The organism is Stenotrophomonas sp. YJH_SMC_120 (genome assembly GCF_059368675.1).
Genome location: NZ_JCAFRY010000005.1, coordinates 218913 through 239685, shown reverse-complemented (window position 1 = coordinate 239685; position 20773 = coordinate 218913). Strand labels below are relative to the sequence as shown.

At 67.8% G+C, this 20773-nt stretch carries 21 protein-coding genes and 1 pseudogene; 14 read left to right on the top strand and 8 right to left on the bottom strand.

Features of this window, described 5'->3' with window-relative positions; genetic code table 11:
- The first annotated feature begins 68 nt into the window (after positions 1-68).
- Genes AC5P60_RS09710 through AC5P60_RS09685 form a run of 6 tightly spaced genes read left to right on the top strand, consistent with a single transcriptional unit; the run spans position 69 to position 4168 of the window.
- Positions 69-857, top strand: coding sequence for an ABC transporter ATP-binding protein (locus AC5P60_RS09710; protein ID WP_033833547.1), 789 nt, complete (start codon positions 69-71; stop codon positions 855-857).
- Positions 857-1606: an MlaE family lipid ABC transporter permease subunit gene (locus AC5P60_RS09705; protein WP_005414955.1), complete on the top strand. Its 750-nt coding sequence runs from the start codon at positions 857-859 to the stop codon at positions 1604-1606. The genes AC5P60_RS09710 and AC5P60_RS09705 overlap by 1 nt, the downstream gene beginning before the upstream one ends.
- Positions 1607-1665: 59 nt before the next feature.
- Positions 1666-2190 (top strand): outer membrane lipid asymmetry maintenance protein MlaD, encoded by a 525-nt coding sequence (mlaD, locus tag AC5P60_RS09700; protein ID WP_005411706.1) that lies wholly within the window; start codon positions 1666-1668, stop codon positions 2188-2190.
- The gene (locus tag AC5P60_RS09695; protein WP_005411707.1) at positions 2187-2849 is read left to right on the top strand and encodes an MlaC/ttg2D family ABC transporter substrate-binding protein; all 663 of its coding nucleotides are present in this window, start codon (positions 2187-2189) and stop codon (positions 2847-2849) included. The genes mlaD and AC5P60_RS09695 overlap by 4 nt, the downstream gene beginning before the upstream one ends.
- Positions 2839-3150 (top strand): STAS domain-containing protein, encoded by a 312-nt coding sequence (locus tag AC5P60_RS09690; protein ID WP_033833548.1) that lies wholly within the window; start codon positions 2839-2841, stop codon positions 3148-3150. The genes AC5P60_RS09695 and AC5P60_RS09690 overlap by 11 nt, the downstream gene beginning before the upstream one ends.
- Position 3151: 1 nt before the next feature.
- Positions 3152-4168 (top strand): MlaA family lipoprotein, encoded by a 1017-nt coding sequence (locus AC5P60_RS09685; protein ID WP_005414957.1) that lies wholly within the window; start codon positions 3152-3154, stop codon positions 4166-4168.
- Between the two features lie 106 nt (positions 4169-4274).
- On the opposite strand, the gene AC5P60_RS09680 is transcribed toward AC5P60_RS09685, so the two are convergent.
- From AC5P60_RS09680 to AC5P60_RS09670, 3 genes are all read right to left on the bottom strand, one after another.
- Positions 4275-4820, bottom strand: a complete 546-nt coding sequence (locus AC5P60_RS09680) for a glutathione peroxidase (RefSeq protein ID WP_005411710.1) — start codon at positions 4818-4820, stop codon at positions 4275-4277.
- 137 nt (positions 4821-4957) lie between these two features.
- Positions 4958-5356 (bottom strand): hypothetical protein, encoded by a 399-nt coding sequence (locus AC5P60_RS09675; protein ID WP_483693551.1) that lies wholly within the window; start codon positions 5354-5356, stop codon positions 4958-4960.
- Between the two features lie 71 nt (positions 5357-5427).
- Complete coding sequence (locus tag AC5P60_RS09670) at positions 5428-6978, bottom strand: DNA recombination protein RmuC (protein WP_033833551.1); 1551 nt, start codon at positions 6976-6978, stop codon at positions 5428-5430.
- A gap of 45 nt (positions 6979-7023) precedes the next feature.
- Here AC5P60_RS09670 and AC5P60_RS09665 point away from each other — a divergent pair, with 45 nt between their 5' ends.
- Positions 7024-7629, top strand: a complete 606-nt coding sequence (locus AC5P60_RS09665; RefSeq protein WP_033833552.1) for a glutathione S-transferase family protein — start codon at positions 7024-7026, stop codon at positions 7627-7629.
- Between the two features lie 79 nt (positions 7630-7708).
- On the opposite strand, the gene AC5P60_RS09660 is transcribed toward AC5P60_RS09665, so the two are convergent.
- Entirely contained in the window at positions 7709-8716 is a 1008-nt protein-coding gene (locus AC5P60_RS09660; protein ID WP_495201732.1) for a zinc-binding alcohol dehydrogenase family protein, read from the bottom strand.
- A gap of 91 nt (positions 8717-8807) precedes the next feature.
- Here AC5P60_RS09660 and AC5P60_RS09655 point away from each other — a divergent pair, with 91 nt between their 5' ends.
- The 3 genes and pseudogenes from AC5P60_RS09655 to AC5P60_RS09645 all read left to right on the top strand — a co-directional run.
- A complete protein-coding gene (locus AC5P60_RS09655) occupies positions 8808-9779 on the top strand; it encodes a LysR family transcriptional regulator (RefSeq protein ID WP_483693552.1) in 972 nt (323 codons plus the stop codon).
- A gap of 14 nt (positions 9780-9793) precedes the next feature.
- On the top strand, positions 9794-10423 hold the full coding sequence (gene leuE / locus AC5P60_RS09650) for a leucine efflux protein LeuE (RefSeq protein WP_005411716.1): 630 nt from the start codon (positions 9794-9796) through the stop codon (positions 10421-10423).
- Positions 10420-10836: pseudogene (locus AC5P60_RS09645) on the top strand (hypothetical protein); the annotation flags it as partial. The gene leuE and the pseudogene AC5P60_RS09645, both read left to right, overlap by 4 nt.
- A 41-nt stretch (positions 10837-10877) precedes the next feature.
- On the opposite strand, the gene AC5P60_RS09640 reads toward AC5P60_RS09645, so the two are convergent.
- On the bottom strand, positions 10878-11780 hold the full coding sequence (locus AC5P60_RS09640) for a LysR family transcriptional regulator (RefSeq protein WP_483693553.1): 903 nt from the start codon (positions 11778-11780) through the stop codon (positions 10878-10880).
- A 123-nt stretch (positions 11781-11903) separates the two neighbouring features.
- Between AC5P60_RS09640 and AC5P60_RS09635 the strand changes: the two genes are divergently transcribed.
- The gene (locus AC5P60_RS09635; protein ID WP_049402903.1) at positions 11904-12899 is read left to right on the top strand and encodes an aldo/keto reductase; all 996 of its coding nucleotides are present in this window, start codon (positions 11904-11906) and stop codon (positions 12897-12899) included.
- Positions 12900-13074: 175 nt separating this feature from the next.
- Positions 13075-14502: an amino acid permease gene (locus AC5P60_RS09630; RefSeq protein ID WP_005411719.1), complete on the top strand. Its 1428-nt coding sequence runs from the start codon at positions 13075-13077 to the stop codon at positions 14500-14502.
- A gap of 92 nt (positions 14503-14594) precedes the next feature.
- Here the strand turns inward: AC5P60_RS09630 and AC5P60_RS09625 are convergent, their stop codons facing one another.
- Positions 14595-15836, bottom strand: a complete 1242-nt coding sequence (locus tag AC5P60_RS09625; protein WP_483693555.1) for a dipeptidase — start codon at positions 15834-15836, stop codon at positions 14595-14597.
- A 210-nt stretch (positions 15837-16046) separates the two neighbouring features.
- Positions 16047-17216: a class I SAM-dependent rRNA methyltransferase gene (locus AC5P60_RS09620; protein ID WP_005411721.1), complete on the bottom strand. Its 1170-nt coding sequence runs from the start codon at positions 17214-17216 to the stop codon at positions 16047-16049.
- A gap of 350 nt (positions 17217-17566) precedes the next feature.
- On the opposite strand from AC5P60_RS09620, the gene AC5P60_RS09615 reads away from it, so the two are divergent.
- A complete protein-coding gene (locus tag AC5P60_RS09615) occupies positions 17567-18529 on the top strand; it encodes a TerC family protein (RefSeq protein WP_010487446.1) in 963 nt (320 codons plus the stop codon).
- A gap of 106 nt (positions 18530-18635) precedes the next feature.
- A complete protein-coding gene (locus tag AC5P60_RS09610) occupies positions 18636-19406 on the top strand; it encodes a rhomboid family intramembrane serine protease (protein ID WP_483693556.1) in 771 nt (256 codons plus the stop codon).
- Between the two features lie 158 nt (positions 19407-19564).
- On the opposite strand, the gene AC5P60_RS09605 is transcribed toward AC5P60_RS09610, so the two are convergent.
- Complete coding sequence (locus AC5P60_RS09605) at positions 19565-20671, bottom strand: glycerophosphodiester phosphodiesterase (protein WP_049453517.1); 1107 nt, start codon at positions 20669-20671, stop codon at positions 19565-19567.
- Between the last annotated feature and the right edge of the window lie 102 nt (positions 20672-20773).

The following is a 20773-nucleotide window of genomic DNA, read 5'->3' as shown; positions in this document are numbered from 1 at the left end:
CGTCCAGTCTGCTTATGTTCAGCCGGCTGGCCCGATCCTTCGATGTCTAAAAAACGTTAATGGTGCCCATGTCGGCTTCCACCTCCAGTCTGGTGCAGTTGTCCAACGTCCGCATCGACCGGAGCGGACGCACGATCCTGCGTGACGTGTCGCTGCAGGTGCCGCAGGGCAGCATCACCGCCGTGCTCGGACCCTCCGGCAGCGGCAAATCGACCCTGCTGGCGGCGCTGACCGGCGAACTGCGACCGGTGGCCGGCGACGTCACCCTGTTCGGCAAGTCGATCCCGCATGACAGCAGCGCGCTGCTGGAGATGCGCAAGAGCGTGGGCGTGCTGCTGCAGGGCAATGGTCTGCTGACCGACCTCACCGTGGCCGAGAACGTCGCCCTGCCGCTGCGTACGCATACCCGCCTGCCGGCCGCCGTGCTGCGCCGGCTGGTGGAGATGAAGCTGCATGCGGTGGGCCTGCTGGCCGCCGCCGACGCCTGGCCGCGCGAACTGTCCGGCGGCATGGCGCGCCGCGTGGCGCTGGCCCGTGCGCTGGCGCTGGACCCGCCGCTGATGATCTACGACGAGCCGCTGACCGGGCTGGACCCGATCGCCTCCGGGGTGATCATGAGCCTGATCCAGCGCCTCAACCACAGCCTGGGCCTGACCAGCATCATCGTCAGCCACCACGTGCACGAGACCCTGCCGATCTGCGACCAGGTGATCGCCATCGCCAATGGCGGCGTCGTGTTCCAGGGGACGCCCGAGGCACTGCAGTCCAGCCAGGATCCGCTGCTGCGGCAGTTCCTGCATGGCCAGCCGGATGGCCCGATTCCGTTCGATGCCGCGCCACGCGCGAGGGTTGCCTGATGCCGTTCGTCCAAGCCACCCGCTCGCTGGGCCGCGCCGGGCTGTTCTCGCTGACCGTGCTGCGCGGTTCCCTGCCGACCCGTGATTTCCTGGCCGAGCTGACCCGCGAGATCTACAAGATCGGCGCGCGCTCGCTGCCGATCATCGCCGTCGGTGGCGCCTTCGTCGGCCTGGTGCTGACCCTGCAGGGCTACCGCACGCTGACCACCTTCGGCGCGGCCGACGCGTTGTCGACCCTGCTTGGCCTGTCGCTGTACCGCGAACTGGCGCCTGTGCTGACCGCGCTGCTGTTCATCGGCCGCGCCGGCAGTTCGATCGCCGCCGAGCTGGGCCTGATGCGCGCCACCGACCAGATCAAGGCGCTGGAGCTGATGGCGATCGACCCGGTGGCCAAGGCCGTGGCGCCACGCTTCTGGGCGGCGGTGCTGACCGTGCCGCTGCTGACCGGCATCTTCTGCTCGCTGGCGATCAGTGCCAGCTACTTCGAGGCCGTGCACGTGCTGGGCCTGGACAATGGCGTGTTCTGGTCGGCGCTGCGCAACAGCGTCGATTTCTGGGATGACTTCGGCGTGGCGATGCTGAAGTCGGCGATCTTCGGCGGCACCGCCGCGCTGGTCGCCGCCTATGTTGGTTTCCATGCCGAGCCGACCATCGAAGGCACGTCGGTGGCGACCACCCGTGCAGTGGTCAACGCTTCGCTGCTGGTGCTGATGTTCAACTTCGTTCTGTCGGCAATGTTGTTCACCTAACCCCTCCACCGGCGGTGCGCAGGCGCGCGCGGCCACCACGACTCGATCAGGTAATCCACATGGCCATCCGCGGTCCCAGACTCGAATTCTCCGTCGGCGCTTTCCTGCTGCTGGCCCTGGCCTCGCTGATGGTGCTGGCGGTGGCCTCGACCAACCAGCGCTGGAGCTGGGGCAGCCAGGGCTACGAGCTGAAGGCGCGCTTCTCCCAGGTCGGCCAGCTGCGCAAGCAGGCGCCGGTGAAGATCGGCGGCGTCACCGTCGGCCAGGTCGCCTCCATCGACCTGGACCCGGTGAAGTTCGAATCGATCGTGACCCTGCGCATGGACAGCAAGGTCAAGGACCTGCCGGCGGACACCTCGGCCGGCATCTTCACCAGTGGTTTGCTCGGCGAGAGCTATATCGGACTGCAGCCGGGCGGTGATCCGGACGTGCTGAAGGCCGGCGACGAAATTGTCTTCACCCAGCCGGCGGTTGACCTGATCCAGCTGGTCGGCAAGTACATGTTCAGTGGCGGTGCCGGTGGCGGCGCTGCTCAGAAGCCCAACGATGGCGCGCAGGCGCCTGCAACGGAACCGCAACCATGAAGATGAAACTGATCCCGGCCCTGCTCGCCTCGGCGCTGCTGGCGGCCACTCCGTTCCTCGCCCAGGCCCAGGCCGCCGCCCCCGCCGCTGCCGCGGCGCAGGGCCAGGCCGGCAAGGTGGTGATCGATGCCAGCACGCGCATCCTCACCACCCTGCAGCAGCGCAGGAGCGAATTCGGCAGCAACCCGGCCAGCCTGCGCAACTACATCGACAGCGAACTGAACCGCACCTTCGACCGCGACTATGCCGCGCGCCTGGTGCTGGGCCCGCACGCCCGTGGTGCCTCGGATGCCGACATCAAGCTGTTCGCCGATGCCATGGCCGACAGCCTCATGCAGCGCTACGGTTCGACCCTGCTCAACATCCAGGGCAAGCCGAGCTTCCGCCTGAAGGGTGAAAGCCCCCTGCCGGGCAACCGCGGCGTGCGCGTGAGCACCGAGCTGGTGCGTGCCGGCAGCGAGCCGACCCCGGTCGAGTACTGGATGCGCAACGTGAACGGCCAGTGGAAGATCTTCGACGTCAACATCGAAGGCATCTCCTACGTGCAGACGTTCCGCAACCAGTTCGACACCCCGCTGCGCCAGAAGGGCATCAAGCAGGTGGCCAGCGAGCTGCACAGCGGCAGCATGCAGGCCGGGCCCGCGGGCAATGGCAAGTAACGCACTGGCACTGCTGGAAGGCGACACCCTGCGCCTGCGCGGGGTGCTCGACCGCGCTGCGGTGATCGCGCTATGGCCGCAGCTGCAGGCCCTGCCGGCAAAGCTGGCACGGCTGGATCTGGCTGAGGTCGAACGCGTGGACAGCGCCGGCCTGGCCCTGCTGGCCGAGCTGGCGGCACGTGCGCGCAAGGCCGGCCATCCGCTGGTGATCGCCGGCGCGCCGGCTGGCTACAACGAACTGAGCGCGGCCTACCGGCTGTCGCCCAACCTGGATTTCAACGCTACTTCTGCTGCGAGCTGACATGAACGTCGTGCGCACTCTCCCCCTGATCGTCCTGGCCACCGCCCTCACCGCCTGTGCCGGCAAGCCCGCGCGCAGCGATGCACCGGCAGCCAGCACCGTGGTCCCGGCCAGTTCTTCCACCTCGCCCGCCGTCGCGGCCACCGATGCCGGCACGGCTGACGCTGCTCCGGTCGCGCCGGTGGCCAATCCGCCGGCTGCTGCCGCATCGTCGCCGGCTGCGCCCACCGACAGCGGCGACGGCAGCGCGGCGAAGACCTCAGCCGCCACCGCGCCCGGTGGCGATGACGACTTCGATGCCCTCTATGGCGGTGCCGGCAACACCACCAACGCAGCGGCCTACGATCCGTGGGAACCATTCAACCGCAAGGTGCACAAGTTCAACAACGCGGTCGACCGCGGCGTCGCGCGTCCGCTGGCCACCGCCTATACCCACGTGGTGCCGCGCTTCGCCCGCACTGGCGTCAGCAACTTCTTCAGCAACCTGCGCGCGCCGGTGACCATCACCAACCAGCTGCTGCAGGGCCGCGGTGCCGATGCATGGGACAGCCTCGGCCGCTTCCTGATGAACAGCACGCTGGGCATCGGTGGCCTGTTCGATCCGGCCAGCAAGGCGATGGTACCGCGCCGCAATGAGGACTTCGGCCAGACCCTGGGTGCCTGGGGCTGGCGTCGTTCACGCTACGTGGAACTGCCGTTCTTCGGCCCGCGTACCGTGCGCGACGTGTTCGGCCTGGCCGGCGACATTCCGCTGTCGCCGATCCGCCGTATCGAAGAGGACAAGGTCCGCATCGGCCTGCAGGGCCTGCAGCTGGTCGATACCCGCGCGCAGCTGCTGGCGATCGACGACCTGCGTGACACTGCCGTGGACGAGTACTCGCTGGTGCGCGATGCATGGATGCAGCGTCGCAACTACCAGATCGAGAACGATCTGCGCAGCAAGCGCGAGCGTGGCCACGACGACGCCAATTCGCCGATCCCGGTCGATGCGATGCCGATGCCGCAGTGGACGCACTGAGTCCTGTCAGCGACGCATGAAAAACCCCGCCTCGGCGGGGTTTTTCTTTGGCGCCGTGGGTGGGGTCGGAGCCCTTTCCCGTGGAAAGGGATCCGACCCCGGCCGATCAGGCAGCCAGCGCGGCTTCGATGGCTTCGCGCAGGCGCGCGTCGTCAGCCGCCACGTCCGGGGCGAAGCGGGCGATGACCTTGCCGTCGCGGCCGACCAGGAACTTCTCGAAGTTCCACAGCACCGCCGGCGCGGCGTGGATCGGAATCTCCTTGCTGGCCAGGCGCTCGCGCAGCGGGCCTTCGCCGATCGACTGCGGCTGCGCAGCGGTCAGCTGCTGGTACAGCGGGTGGGTGTCGTCACCGGCCACGCTGATCTTGGAGAACATCGGGAAACTGACATCGTAGGTGAGCTGGCAGAACTGCTGGATCTCCGCTTCGCTGCCCGGCTCCTGGCCGAGGAAGTTGTTGGCCGGGAAGCCCAGCACTTCCAGGCCCTGTGCGTGCTTTTCCGCATACAGCGCCTGCAGGCCTTCGTACTGCGGGGTCAGGCCGCACTTGGAGGCGACGTTGACCAGCAGCAGTACCTTGCCCTGGTAGTCGGCAAGCGAGGACGGCTGGCCGTCGATGGTGGTGAGGGAAATGTCCTGGATCGAAGTGCTCACGCGGGGGCTCCGGCAACAGCGGGGAATGGCCCACCAGCATAGCGCCGCGCGATGTCGGTCGCGCCGGCCGCTGGCCGGCAATCGTGCGATCGTTCGCAAGGCTTCATGAGGCTGCCGGCCAGCGGCCGGCACTACGATCAGTCCACGCAGATCATGCCCAGCGCCTTGCCCTCATCAATGCGCTGGCGGCAGCCGAAGTTCTGGCGGGCATCGCGCTGGCAGGTGCCGGTGGCGGGGCCGCCAACCGCCACTTCGCCGCCGGCAAGGCACTGGCCTGTGCAGTCGCTCTTGCGGCTGCAGGCCTTGCCGGCATCGGCGTAGGGAATCACGCACTGTTCGCGCTGCAGCCGGCCCAGCCGCTGCAGGGTGCCGCCAGCGGCCTGGCAGTCCACATCGCGCGCTTCGCGGTAGGCCTCGGCCGCTTCGGGGCTGGTGGCTGCGGCAGGTGCCGCCGCCGGATTGGCAGCCGGCGGTGCGCTGCTGCAGGCGACAAGCAGCGTGGTCAGGATGAGACTGGTGCAGAGGCGCAGGCGCATGGCGTTACCTGATCCAGTAGGACAGGCCGCCAGCATACGCATCGACCATGCAGGCGGCGTGTCGACGTAGCTCAGGCTTCGTCGCCGTCGTCGCCTTCGTCCTCGGCCGTGGCATCAGCATCGGCCAGGCCGCCCAGCAGGGATTGCGCCTGCTCTGACGCCAGCGACTCCACGCCGCGCAGGCGCCGTTCGATGGTGCGCGTCTTGCGGCTGGCTTCGCCGATGCTGCGGCCGACCGTGGTGATCTGCTTCTCGGCCTTCTCGAGAATGCCGGCGAACTTGCCGAACTCGCTCTTCACCGCACCCAGCAGGCTCCACACCTCGCTGGAACGCTGCTCGATGGCCAGCGTGCGGAAGCCCATCTGCAGGCTGTTGAGCAGCGCGGTGACCGTGGTCGGTCCAGCCACCACCACGCGGTGCTCGCGCTGCAACAGGTCGACCAGGCCCGGGCGCCGGATCACTTCGGCATACAGGCCTTCGGTGGGCAGGAACATCACCGCGAAGTCGGTGGTGTGCGGCGGCGCGATGTACTTGTCGCAGATCGACTTGGCCTGCACGCGCACCGCGCGTTCAAGCTGGATGCCCTGCAGGCGCACGCCCTCGGCGTCACCCTGTTCCTGCGCGTCGAGCAGGCGCTCGTAGTCCTCGCGCGGGAACTTGGAGTCGATCGGCAGCCACACCGGCGTGTCGTCGCTGCTGCGACCCGGCAGGCGCACCGCGATATCGACCATCTCGCCACTGTCCGGGCGTACCTTCACTGCCCGCGCGTACTGTTCCTGGGTGAGCGTCTGTTCGAGGATGTTCTCCAGCTGTACTTCGCCCCAGCTGCCACGGTTCTTGACGTTGGTCAGCACACGCTTGAGATCGCCAACGCCGGTGGCCAGCTGCTGCATCTCGCCAAGACCGCGCTGCACCTGTTCCAGGCGCTCGGAAACCAGCTTGAAGGAGTTGCCCAGGCGTGTTTCCAGCGTCGACTGCAGCTTTTCGTCCACGGTGTGGCGCATCTGCTCCAGCTTCTGCGCATTGTCGTTCTGCAGCGCGCGCAGCTGCTCTTCCAGCGTGGCGCGCATCTCGGCGATGCGCTGTTCGTTGCGCTGGGTCAGTTCCTGCAGGCGCAGGCCAAGGCTTTCGGTCAGGCGCTGCTGCGACTGCGCACCTTCCTCACGACCCTTGCGCGCATCGTCCACCAGGGTCTGGCGCAGCGCGCCCAGCTGGGTGTCGGTACGCCCGGTGAGTTCCTGCAGCTGCTGGCCGAAGGCGTGGATGCGCGCTTCCTGCTGCTGGCCGAAGGTTTCCAGCTGGCCGCGCAGTTCCTGCAGGCGCTGCCCCATGAGTGCGGCGCCACGCTGCTGGCTCTCCGCCGCCTCGGCACGCGCCTTGCGGGCGTCCTCGCCCAGCGCCTCGCGCAGCAGGTCCAGGCGCTGGTCGGTGCGGGTGGACAGATCGGTCAGCGCGCGGGCAAAGCCATCGAGCTGTTCGCGCAGCTCGCTGCGCCCGGCGCGCGCCTCCTCACGCACCGCCTGTTCGAGGCGGTCGTGCGGCGGGCGGCGCAGCAGGGCGACCAGCTGCAGGATGAGCACGGCCAATAGAAGGCCGCCAATGAGCAGATATTCGGTTTGCATGGGGCAAGTGTAGGCTGGCGGAGTCTCAGCTGCTGCGCCAGAACCATGCTCGCTCTGTACGGAAAGCCCACCTCCATCAACGTGCGCAAGGTGCTGTGGCTGTGCGCGGGGCTGGATCTGCCCCTGCGCCACGAGCCTGCGCCACCCGCGGACCTGCTGGCCGCACTGAATCCGAACCGGCAGGTACCGGTGCTGCGAGATGGCGACTTCGTGCTGTGGGAGTCCAACAGCATCTGCCGCTACCTGGCCGCCCGCGCCGGCCGTGACGACCTGTTGCCCGCAGCAACGCAGGCCCGGGCCCGGGTGGAGCAGTGGATGGACTGGCAGGCCAGCGACCTCAACAGCGCCTGGCGCCATGTGTTCATGGCGCGCGTACGCCAGCATCCGGACTACCCGGACAATGCCCGCGCCGAGGCCAGCCTGGCGCAGTGGAACCGGTTGATGGGGGTGCTTGATGCACAGCTGGCCGCTTCCGACGGCTATGTGGCGGGCGACACCTTTACCCTCGCCGATATCGTGCTGGGGCTGTCGACCCAGCGCTGGCGCAGCACGCCCGGCCACAAGCCCGCGCTGCCACACCTCGCGGCGTGGTTCGAACGCCTGCGCCAGCAGCCCGGTTTCGCCGAACACGTCGACAATGGCGTGGCCTGAGGCAGGGGTCAGATCCCTTTCCCGGGGGAAAGGGATCTGACCCCAAGAGCGACCCCAAGGGCGCGGGAACGACCCGGCCTTACCAGCCTTCCAGCACGATCTTGCCCTTGGCGCGGTGACTCTCCAGCAGCGCATGCGCGCGCCGCAGGTTGGCCGCGTCGATGCGCCCGAAATGCTCGCCCAGGGTGGTCTGCAGCACGCCGGCATCGATCAGCTCGGCCACCCGGTTCAGCAGGTCGTGCTGGCGCTGCATGTCCGCGGTCTTGTACAGCGGGCGGGTGAACATCGACTCCCAGTGCAGTGACAGTGCCTTTCGCTTGAGCGCCATCACATCCACCTGGCCGGGGTCGTCGATCAGGCCGAACTGGCCCTGCGGCGCCAGCAGCTCCACGATCTGCGCGTAGTGCTGGTCGGAGTGGGTCAGGCTGGCCACGTGCTGCACCTCGCTGATGCCCAGCCGTGCCAGTCCCTCGGCCAGCGGCAGGCTGTGGTCGATCACGTGGTGCGCGCCCATCGCATACACCCAGTCCTGGGTGTCCGGGCGCGATGCGGTGCCGATCACCGTCAGTTTCGTCAGCTTCCGCGCCAGCTGCACCTGGATCGAACCGACACCGCCAGCAGCACCGATCACCAGCAGGGTCTGGCCTTCACCGCCGCCCTCGGGAATGCGCAGGCGGTCGAACAGCAGCTCCCAGGCCGTGATCGCGGTCAGCGGCAGCGCGGCGGCGGCCGCATCGCCGAGACTGGCCGGCTTGCGACCGACGCTGCGCTCGTCCACCAGCTGGTACTCGGCATTGCTGCCCGGGCGGTCGATCACGCCGGCGTAGTAGACCGCGTCGCCAGGCTGGAACAGGGTGACTTCGCTGCCCACCGCGTCGACGATGCCGACCGCATCCCAGCCCAGCACGCGCGGGCCGTCGGTGGCCACGCCGCGGCGGACTTTGGTGTCGACCGGGTTCACCGCCACCGCGCGCACCGCCACCCGCAGGTCGCGTGGGCCGGGCTGCGGCAGTTCCAGTTCGATATCGATCAGGGCCCGGATGTCGTCGATCGGCAGGCCGGCGTGGGTGTAGGCAATGGCGCGCATGGCAGCGGTCCAGTGGGGAAGGAGTGCACAGGTTGCGCCGCGCACGGTCGCTCAGAAAGGCGCAGAATCGGGCAGCACTTTCACTCCGGCAATGAAGATGATCCGCTTCGACGACCTGCAGTTGTTCGTCCGCACGGCCGCACTGGGCAGCTTCTCGCAGGCGGCCCGCGAGGCCGATCTGTTACCCGGCCAGGTCGCTGCAGCCGTGGCGCGGCTGGAACGCGAACTGGACCTGCGCCTGTTCGTGCGTACCACCCGCAGCCTGCGTCTAACCGGCGAGGGCGCGCTGTACCTGCCGTATGCGCAGGAGGTGCTGGCTACCCTGCGCGAAGGGCGGGCCCGCGTGCAGGGCGAGGACACCGAACTGCACGGCACGCTGCAGCTGTCGGCACCGTCGGACTTTGGTCGCAACCTGCTGCTGCCGTGGCTGACCGCGTTCCGAGCCGCGCATCCACGGCTGCGCCTGCACCTGCGGCTGTCCGATGAAGTGGCCGACGTGTTCCGCGATCCGGTCGATGTGGCGATCCGCATCGGCCACTTCGACGACGCCAGCTACGTGGCCCTGCCCCTGCTCGAAGGCAACCGTCGTGTGCTCGCGGCTTCGCCCGATTACCTGCAGCGACGGGGCACGCCGGTGCGCCTGGACGAACTGCGCGAGCACGATTGCCTGGTCTACCAGCTCAGTGGCCGTGCCTACGATCGCTGGTCGTTCGAGGTCGACGGGCGCCGCACCGTGATCCCGGTGCGCGGCCCGCTGGTCTGCGACGACGCCGACGTGGTGCGGCGCTGGGCGGTGGCCGGCGAAGGCATCACCTACAAGTCCTGGCTGGACCTGCGCGAGGACGTGCTGGCCGGGCGCCTGCAGCTGCTGCTCGACGGTGTTGGCAGCAGCATTCCGTTGCAGCTGGTATGCCCGCACCGCAAGCAGTTCTCGCCCGCGGTACGGCAACTGCACGCGCAGCTGCGCCAGCACCTGCAACCGCTGCTGTCTGGCATGCCAGATGGACTTTCCCGCCCCCTGTCGCCCACCCCGGTGCTGGCCGACAATGGCGGCCCCCCGTAAGAGAGAACACCGCCATGCCGTGGATGGGCATCCAGGACCTGTGGACGTTTCTGGTCGCCGTGCTGGTGTTTCTCGCCCTGCCTGGCCCCGGCACCTTCACCCTGCTGACCGCCACCGGCCGGGGCGGCGTGCGCGGCGGCTACACCGCACTGGCCGGCCTGCTGGTCGGTGACCAGATCCTGATGTGGCTGGCGCTGGCCGGTGTGGCCGCACTGCTGAAGGCCAATCCCTTGGTCTTCCACGCTGTGCAGTACCTGGGTGCGGCCTACCTGGTGTGGGTGGGCATCAGCCTGCTGCGCACGCCGAAGCACGAGGGCGGTGATGCTGGTCCGATCCGCATGCAGCCGGGCCGCTACTTCCAGCAGGCGATCCTGGTCAGCCTGCTCAACCCGAAGGCGATCCTGTTCTACATGGCCTTCCTGCCGCTGTTCATCGATCCGAAGGCGCACCAGGGCATCGCGACCTTCGCGGCCCTGGCCGGCATCATCCTGGTGGTCAGCATCGCCTACTGCTCGATGCTGATCGGCGTGGGCAACCTGGCCCGCCGCCGGTTGATCCAGCATCCGCGCATCAGCGATGCGCTGCGCCGGGTGGCCGGCCTGTTCCTGGTCGGGTTCGGCATCCGGTTGGGGTTGAACGGATGATCCGGCGCGCGCTGGTGCTGGTGTTCATCGGGCTTCTGGCCGACACCGCAGCGGCCAGCGTGCAGGACCATCGCTGCCTGACGGGCGGTCGCAACGACGGCATCCACCTGCTGTGGCGCTGGCTGGACGATGGCAGCGCCGACGTGCAGTACGCCGGGCAGCGCGGCCGCCTGCAGCTGCAACGGGTGTCGCAGGAAACGACGGTGCTGGACGAAGACCGCCCGTACCAGTTCGACAGCGTCTGGGAAGAGCGCATCGATGGGCGCCTCAACGGCCGCTACCTGCTGAGCACCCAGGGCGCGCTGGTGCTGGACCTGAGCTACGAACGCGCCCGTGATGGCCGTCGCACCACCTTCCACGATGACGGCGAGGCGTGGCAGGAGGATGGCTGCCATTGGCCGGGAGGCGTAGCGGCGCGCGTGGTCGATTGGAGCATGCCAACCAAGGTTGGCATCTACCGGTCGTGCATCTCCGCGCGCAGGTGGTCGATGAACACCCGCAGCTTGGGCGCCATCTGCTCACGCGCGGGGTAGTACAGGTGGAAGCCGGGGAATGGCGGCTGCCAGTCCTGCAGCACGCTCTGCAGTCGCCCAGCGTTGATGTCGTCGGCCATCAACGAGGCGAAGCCCTGGGCCATGCCCAGACCCGCCAGCACGGCACCATGGGCGACGCCGGCATCGTTGAACACCAGCCGTCCGCTCACTTGCACGTCCAGGTCGTGGCCGTCGCGGCTGAACTCCCAGGGCATCAGCCGGCCGTTGGCCAGCCGGTGCACGATGCAGGCGTGGCCCTGCAGGTCATGCGGGGTCTGCGGCACGCCATGGCGTTCGAAATAGGCCGGCGTGGCCACCACCACCTGCCGCTCGGGTGGCCCGACCGGCACCGCGATCATGCCCTGTGCGAGTGATTCGCCGAGGCGGATGCCGGCATCGAAGCCCTCGGCCACCAGATCGGTCAGCGCCGGGTCGACGCACAGTTCCACCTGCACCTGCGGGTAACGCGCAAGAAAATCGGGCAGCCGCGGCAGGACCATGCGATCGGCGACGATGCGCGGCAGGGTCACACGCAGTCGCCCGGCAGGCACCGAGCGCGCGCTGTCCAGTTCGGCAAAGGCCTGGTCGATCTGGTCCAGGCCGCCGCGCACGCGTTGCAGGAAACGCGCGCCGTGTTCGGTCAGGCTGACCCGCCGCGTGGTCCGCTGCAGCAGGCGCACGCCCATCCGCGCTTCCAGCGCGCGCACGCTCTGCGACAGCGCCGAGGTCGACACGCCCAGGGCATCGGCGGCGCGGGTAAAGCTGGCATGCTCGGCCACGTGGACGAAGGCGACCACAGCGGTGAGGGGGACGGAGGCATCCATTGTGAAGCCAGCCTTCAAGGTAAGTCCGGTGATCGGCAGTTTATCCACATGATGGCGTGGAGGATGCTGTGCCCCTCGCCGCTGCCCCTCCAGGCGTGGCGCCCTTCCCCCAAGGAGATCCGCATGAAGACCCGTACTCTCGGCCCTGCCGGCCCCACCGTGTCCGCCCTTGGACTGGGCTGCATGGGCATGAGCGCCTACTACGGCGGCCGTGGCAGTGACGATGACGGCATTGCCGTCATCCGGCACGCGCTGGACCGTGGCGTGAGCCTGCTCGACACCGCCGATGTGTATGGCCCGCACACCAACGAGGTGCTGGTCGGCCGCGCGATCGCCGGCCGCCGCGACCAGGTGTTCCTGGCCAGCAAGTTCGGCATCGGCCTGGACCCGGCGGACCCGAAGGCGCGGCAGGTCAACGGCCATCCGGACTATGTGCAGGCCGCCTGCGAGGCCAGCCTGCGCCGGCTGGGCGTGGACCACATCGACCTCTACTACCAGCACCGCGTCGACCCCAGCGTGCCGATCGAGGACACCGTCGGTGCGATGGCACGTCTGGTGGAACAGGGCAAGGTGCGCTGGCTGGGCCTGTCCGAGGCCTCGGCGGCCACCCTCCGCCGCGCCCATGCGGTGCACCCGATCACCGCGGTGCAGAGCGAGTACTCGCTGTGGTCGCGCGAGCCGGAGCAGAACGCGGTGCTGGCCACCACGGAGGAACTGGGCATCGGCTTCGTGCCGTATTCGCCGCTGGGCCGTGGCTTCCTGACCGGCGCCATCCGCAGCCCGGATGACTTCGACACCGACGATTACCGGCGCACCTCGCCCCGCTTCGAAGGCGAAAACTTCCAGCGCAACCTGGCACTGGTGGATACCGTGCAGGCGCTGGCCGCCGAGCGCGGCATCGCCGCCTCGCAGCTGGCGCTGGCCTGGGTGCTGTCGCGCGGCGAGCACATCGTGCCCATCCCGGGCACGACGCGGCGGGCACGGCTGGACGAGAACCTCGCTGCGCTGCAGGTGGAACTGGACACGGCCACGCTGGACGCACTGGACGCGGCCTTCCCGCTGCATGCCGCGGCCGGTGACCGCTACTCGGTCAGCGGCATGGCCAACATCGAGTCGTAGCAGCGGCCGGGACGGACGCACACCGGTGGCTACCACCGGATTGTGCCGATTCCGGCAGCCTGGCCGGGGCGCAGCGCGCGCCCGGCCATGCATGACCCCCGTCAGTGGTAATGCTGCGCTGCGTTCGGTCACACTCGGGAACTTGTCGTTCTTAGTCACCCCTTCCGAGGCCTGCATGTCCCTGTTCCGGCGCAAGTCCCTAGATTCCGTCACCGTCCACGAAGCCGGCAGGCGCCTGATCCCGACGCTCAGCTGGCCGCACCTGATCGCGCTGGGCATCGGCGCCATCGTCGGTACCGGCATCTACACGCTGATCGGCGTGGGTGCCAACCTGGCCGGCCCGGCCGTGCTGATCTCCTTCGCGATTGCCGGTGCGGTCTGCGCCTGCGCGGCACTGTCCTACGCCGAACTGTCGACGATGATGCCGGCCGCCGGCAGTGCCTACACCTACAGCTACAGTGCGCTGGGCGAGGTGTTCGCCTGGGTGGTGGGCTGGAGCCTGATCCTGGAGTACTCGCTGGTGGTGAGTACGGTGGCGGTGGGCTGGTCAGGCTACTTCGTCGGCTTCCTCGAATGGGTCCATACCCAGTTCGGCTGGAATGTGCACCTGCCGGCCTGGCTGGCCGCCGGCCCGCACGTGGAAGGCGGCATGATCAACCTGCCGGCGATCATCATCACCTGGCTGGTGGCCGGCATGCTGATGGCCGGCACCAAGGAAAGCGCCACGCTCAACGCCATCCTGGTGGTGTTCAAGCTGATCGCGCTGGCCATCTTCGTCGCCGTGGCCCTGCCCGCCTTCGACAGCGCCAACCTGCAGCCGTTCATGCCGTATGGTTTCGCCAAGTCGATGGGCCCCGACGGCGTCGAGCACGGCGTGATGGCGGCGGCAGCCATCATCTTCTTCGCCTTCTACGGCTTCGATGCGATCTCCACCGCCGCCGAGGAGACCAAGAACCCGGGCCGCGACCTGTCGATCGGCATCATCGGTTCGATGATCGGCTGCACCATCGTCTACGTGCTGGTGGCGCTGGCGGCCGTCGGTGCGATGAGCTACGCGGTGTTCGGCCACAGCGCCGAGCCGCTGGCGCTGATCATGCGCCAGCTGGGCCATCCGACCGCGGCAATGGTGATCGGCGTGATCGCGATCATCGCCCTGCCGACGGTGCTGCTGGCCTTCCTGTACGGCCAGAGCCGCATCTTCTTTGTGATGAGCCGCGATGGCCTGCTGCCGCGTGGCCTGTCCAAGGTCAACGCACGCACCGGCACGCCGGTGGCGACCACGCTGTTCACCGCAGTGGTGGTGTCGGCGCTGGCCGGTGTGGCGCGCCTGGACGAGATTGCCGCGCTGGCCAACGCCGGTACCCTGGCCGCGTTCACCGCCGTCGGCATCTGCCTGGTGGTGCTGCGCCTGCGCGAGCCGAACCGCGAGCGCACGTTCCGCACGCCGCTGGCCTTCGTGGTCGGCCCGCTGGCCGCGCTGGGCTGCATCTACCTGTTCCTCAGCCTGCCGCACACCACCCAGCTGTATTTCCTGCTGTGGAACGTGGCCGGCCTGGTGCTGTACTTCCTGTACAGCCGTCGCCACGCGCTGATCGCGAAATAACCGGATCGCCGGTAGTGCCGGCCGCTGGCCGGCACCTCACATCCTGTTGATACGGGCAATGCCGGCCAGCGGCCGGCACTACCGCAGGGCGGTCAACCGCCCTGCTTTGCCGCGTAGTCCTGCGCCTGGCGCATCACCCGCAGCAGGTTGCCGCCCCAGATGCCGGCAATCTGCTGCTCGGTGTAACCCTTGCGCAGCAGCCACGCGGTGATCTTCGGCAGCTGGCTGACATCGGGCAGGCCGCTCAGGCCACCGCCGCCATCCCAGTCCAGGCCGATGCCCACGTGCTCGGGGCCGACCACCTTGAGGATGTGCTCGAAGTGGGCGAAGAAGTCGTCGAGGCTGGCATGGCGCACCGGGTGCTCGTGGTCCAGCGCCTGTTCGGCCTTCAGCAGGGCAACACCCTGCTCGATGCCCATGCCTTCCCAGCCACCCAACTGCTTGCTCAGCGCTTCCTCGGCCTGCTTGCGCTCGGGTGTCTTCGCCGTGTCGATCAGGTAGCCGCCATAGGCGTTCACCTGGATCACGCCGCCGGCCTTGGCCAGCTTGCGCAGGCGCGGGTCATCAAGATTGCGCGGGTGGTCGTAGACCGCCTTGGCTGAGCTGTGCGACAGCACGAAGGGCACCGGCATCATTGCCAGCAGGTCATCGAACACCGCGTCGGACGCATGCGACTGGTCGATCACGATGCCCAGCTTCACCGCCTGCTGCACCAGGCCCTTGCCGGCCGGGCTCAGGCCTTTCCATTCCGCTCCCTTGGGGTCGGTGGCCGAATCGGCGAACTCGTTGTTGGCGAAGTGCACGGTACTGAGCAGGCGCAGGCCGGCACGGTGGTAGAACGAGAGCAGGCTGGGGTCTTCCACCAGCGGGCTGGCGTTTTCCATGCTGATGTAGACCACGCGCTTGCCGGCGGCCTTGATGCGTGCCGCGTCATCGGCGGTCAATGCCAGCGCGAAACGCTCGGGATTGGCGGCCAGCATTTCGCGGATCTCCAGCAGCCGCTGCAGGCCATGGTCACGCTCGGCGAGGTGCGCGGCTGGGCTGCGGTCGCCCTGATCGGTGTAGATCGCCCAGAAGCCGCCGTCCAGCGCGCCCTCGACCATGCGCGGGTAGTCCACTTGCGAGAGTGCGTTGCGGTCGTGGCGCTGCTCGATGTCGAAGCCGGTCCGGCCGAAATTGGCCGGCGTATCCAGGTGGCTGTCGAGCGTGACCAGGCGCTGCTGCAGGGCCTTGGCGCGGGCCAGTTCCTGTGCGCTGAACTCGATGGCATGAGCCGACAGCGGCGCACACAGCGCCAGGGCAAGCACGACGGACAGGTGGCGCAACGATGGCATGGGCTCTCACCGGCAATGGGAAGAGCCCGACCATAGCGCTGCGGCCGGCAGATTTGTAGAGTCGGGCTCACGCTCGGCTGCCAGGCACCGCGAGTCGAGCATGAATCGTATTCACGGCCCAGCGGCCAGCTTCCCGCGCATTGCGATGCGTTCGAAACAATGGCGCCCCCAGGATCAGGTGGCTCGGCTCGCCTCTACATCGTCCCGCGGTCAGTCGACCACGCGGCAGAACACGGCCTTCAGGTAACGCGATTCCTGCACGTGGGCCATGAACGGATGGTCCGGACCCGCACCAGCGACCTTCAGGATCTGGATCGTGCGGCCGGAGAAATAGGCCGCGCGGCGCAGCATGTCGAGGAACTGGTCCTCGGCCACCAGGCCGGTGCAGGAGAACGTGGCGAACAGGCCGCCCGGCTTGACCACGCCCAGCGCCAGCTTGTTCATGTCCAGGTACTTCTTCAGCGCGGTGATGACCTGGTCGCGGTCGCGGGTCATCTTCGCCGGATCCAGGATCACCACGTCGTACTGCTCGCCGCGGTTGGCGGCGTCGCGCAGCCACGGGAAGATGTCGGACTGGATGAACTTCGGGCGCACGTTGTTCAGGCGCGAATTGCCCTTGGCGATCTGGATGACGTCCTCATCGATGTCGATGCCGACCACTTCCGAAGCGCCACGCGCAGCGGCATACACGGCGAAACCGCCGGTGTTGCAGCACAGGTCCAGCACGCTCTTGCCTTCCACCTGCTGGCTCAGCCACTCGCGGTTCTCGCGCTGGTCGGCGAAGAAACCGGTCTTGTGCGCGCCGGCCGGGTCGGCGCGGAACTTGATGCCGTACTCGGTGATCACCGACGCCTCGGTGGTGGTGTTGCCGTGGAAGTCGAAGCTCTCCTGCTTCTGCACGTGTTCGTCGGCGAAGCTGTGGAAACGGCAGCCCGGGAACTGCTCGCGCAGGGCGTCGTAGATCCATTCGCGGTGGCGGAACATGCCGGCGGCGAAGAACTCGACCACCACCAGGTCGCCGTAGCGATCCACCACCAGGCCGGACAGGCCGTCGCCTTCGCTGTGCACCACGCGCCAGGCGTCGGAGACCGCGTCGAGCTTCAGCACCTCACGGCGCAGCGACACCGCCTGGGCGATCTTGCGCGAGAACCAGCCGGCATCCACCGGCACGTTCTGATCGGTTTCAAGGATGCGCACGGCAATGCGCGAGTGCCCGTTGTAGAACCCGCGGCCAATGAACTCGCCATCGATGCCGACCACGTCGACGATGGAACCGGGCTTGGGCCGGACGGTCGGCTTCTCGACCAGTTTCTGGAAGATCCACGGGTGGCTGGAACGCCACGCATTCTTGAGGCGGACAATCGGAAGGGGGGTATTCATCCACCCATTGTAAACCGGGCGCCGGGGTCGGATCCTCGCAGGGGCTCTGACCCCGGTGTGGCGACGATGGGGTCGGAGCCCCTTTGGGGATCCGACCCCTGGCCTCCCCCCCATTTGACGGCGGCGGGGCCAGACGGCAGAATCGGCGCCAGAAGGGGAGTAGCTCCCAGACGTTGTCGCCGTCATTTCGAGCCCGCAGGCTCCGGTGCAACGGCAGTTCCAGCCGACTGGAACTGCGAGCGAGACCTTCGCCGTACTGGCGAAGCTCTGTCCCTGGATCCCCCTCCCGATCCTCCGTTGCAGATCCTCGCCGTCCGGCCTGGCATTCATCTTTCCAACGGACATTCCCAATGCAGACGATCGGTAACGTGTGGTTGTGGGGCGGCTTCGCAGCGGTGGTGGTCATCGCCCTGCTGGTCGACCTCGTGTTGATGCGCCATGGTGGACCGCACAAGGTCACCTTCAAGGAGGCCCTGTGGTGGTCCATCGGCTGGGTCGCGCTGGCCCTGCTGTTCAATGCGGGCCTCTGGTACTACCTGAATGAGACCGCCGGCCAGGTGGTGGCCAACAAGGTCGGCCTCGAATTCCTGACCGGCTACCTGGTCGAGAAGGCGCTGGCGGTCGACAACATCTTTGTGTTCCTGATGATCATGAGCTACTTCGCGGTGCCGGAGGAGCAGCGCCAGAAGGTGCTGATCATCGGCATCCTGGGTGCGATCGTGCTGCGTACGATCATGATCTTCGCCGGCAGCGTGCTGATCAGCCAGTTCCATTGGCTGCTCTACGTGTTCGGCGCCTTCCTGCTGTTCACGGGCTGGAAGATGTGGTTCGCCGCCGGCCAGGAGCCAGACCTGGAGACCAATCCCGCCCTGCGCTGGATGCGCAAGCACCTGCGCCTGCTGCCGGACTATGCCGGCAACGCACTGAGCGTGAAGCGCGACGGCGTGCGCTGGTTCACCCCGCTGTTCGCGGTGCTGATCCTGATCGCGGTCACCGACGTGATCTTCGCCGTGGACAGCATCCCGGCGATTTTCGCGATCACCACCGACCCGTTCATCGTGCTCACCTCCAACGTGTTCGCGGTGCTGGGCCTGCGCGCGATGTTCTTCCTGCTGGCCGGCATGGCCGACCGCTTCCACCTGCTGCCGTACGGGCTGGCGCTGGTGCTGGGCTTCATCGGCATCAAGATGATGATCATCGACCTGTTCAAGATCCCGACCCCGGTCTCGCTGGGCGTGGTGGCGGTGATCATCGCCGCCACCGTGGTGCTCAGCTTGAAGTACCCGCCGAAGGAGGGCGAAGGCCAGGCCTGAGCCTGAACGGCTGAACGGCGCGGCCGGTGGGATTGTCCCGCCGGCCGTATCCACTTTCCCGCCGCGGTGGCCTTGGTTTCGCGCCAGTCACCGCCATTGCTGAGGTATGGACAACAACGCGCCCCTGCCCGCCGGCGACCTGCCGGCCCCCCGCAATGACCGCTCGCGCATCCTGCGGGCGTTCAATGTCAGCCTGGCCGCCGTGCTGGTGCTGGTGGCCGTGTTCGCCCTGCAGGGCACCTTCGACTGGCGGCCCTGGGCCGTGGCGCCACTGGAAGCGAAGGGACTGCTCGGCCTGATCGGCGGCCCGATGCTGCATGCCTCGGTCGAGCACATCGTCGCCAACAGCATCGCCATCCTGATCCTCGGCACCCTGGCAGGCAGCGTCTATCCGAAGGCCACCGTGCGCGCCCTGCCCCTGCTGTGGCTGGGTTCGGGCCTCGGTGCATGGATGCTGGGCAACCCCGGCAGCGTGCACCTGGGCGCCAGTGGCGTGACCCACGGCCTGATGTTCCTGCTGGCCAGCCTCGGCCTGCTGCGGCGCGACCGTGCGGCAATCGCCACCGGCCTGATCGGCATGCTGTTCTACGGCGGCATGCTGATGACCATCCTGCCACACGCCGATGGCGTGTCCTGGCAGTCGCACATGGGCGGTGCCTTCGCCGGCATCATCGCCGCGCTGCTGTTCCGCAACGCCGACCCGCTGCCGCCGCGCCCGCGTTACAGTTGGGAAGACGAAGAAGAAGACGTCGAACCGCTGCCCGACGATGAGCTTGAGTTGCCGTCACCGCAGCGCGTGCCGGTGCTGTGGCAGCCCCGCGAAGGCCAGGACTACGTGGTGATCCCGTTCCGCCGCCCGGACGAGCCGCGCGGTTGAAAATGCCCCGGTAGTGCCGGCCGCTGGCCGGCACCCTCATGATCCGGTAGTGGCCGACCTTGGTCGGCGCGGTTGTTGTGTGCCAACCAAGGTTGGCACCTACCACAGCACACCGGCACCCCGGGTAGCGCCGGGCCATGCCCGACGGCGTTGATCGCTCAGTTCCCCGCCGCGCCCATGCCATCCACCGCCTGCCGGCCCAGTGCCGGGTCATCGGTGAAGAACGCATCGATGCCGGTGGCCAGATAGGCACGCATCTCGGCAATCGAACCCTCGGCATTGCGCGCGTTGTCGGCGCCCTTGCGCAGGTTGCTGGCCTGGAAGTGGTTCTCCGGACGGAAGGTGTACGGAATCACCATCAGGCCCACTGCATGTGCGTCCTGTACCAGCGTGGTCGGAGTGCTCAGCGCGCCCTTGGCGTCCAGCGGAATGATCGAGCGCAGTTCCGGGCCGATGCTGTCGGCGTAGCTGGCGATGTCCTTCAGTCCTGCCGGGGTCATCATCTGCGCGTAGGTCAGCTTTCCACCGGCCTTGGCGATGTCGGCCGGCTGGGTGTCGCCCTTCCACAGCAGTTGCAGCAGGCGGATGTTGCTGCCGCGCGGGATCTTGCCGCGCAGGTAGCGCAGGTTGGCGGTCTCGAACGACTGGATGGTGACCGGGCCGACGTTGGTATAGGCATTGCCACGCAGCGCGGTCAGGAGCTTGTCTTCCATCGGCAGGCCGATCGACTGGAAGTAGGTCGGGTGCTTGATCTCCGGCACCAGGCCGATGCCACGGTTGGCACGCCCGGCCTGCTGGACAAGGAATGCGAGGATCTCGTCCAGGCTGGCGATGCGGAACTGGCCGTCATAGGCGGTGCTGCGCAGTTCCGGCAGGCGCTCGCGCGCGTACAGGGTCTTCAGCTCGGCCAAGGTGAAGTCTTCGGTGAACCAGCCGTCCACCTTCTGCCCGTCGATGACCTTGCTGGTGCGGCGGCTGGCGAATTCGGGATGCGAGGCCACATCAGTGGTGCCGCTGATCTCGTTCTCGTGGCGGGCCACCATCACTCCGTCCCTGGTCATCACCAGGTCCGGCTCGATGTAGTCGGCGCCATCGGCGATCGCCTGCGCATAGGCGGCCAGGGTGTGCTCGGGCAGCAATGCGCTCGCCCCGCGATGGCCATAGACCGACACCTTGTGCGCGGCCGGGGTGGAGGATTCAGCACTCATGGCCACCGATGGTGCCACGGCCAGCGACAACAGCAACGCACAACCCCACGACTTCACTGCGACTTCCCCAATCGGTATGTGATGGGCGTCAGTATGCGGCGGCAATGTGACAGGTGGGGGACCTGGGGTCGGATCCCCGCAGGGGCTCCGACCTGAGCG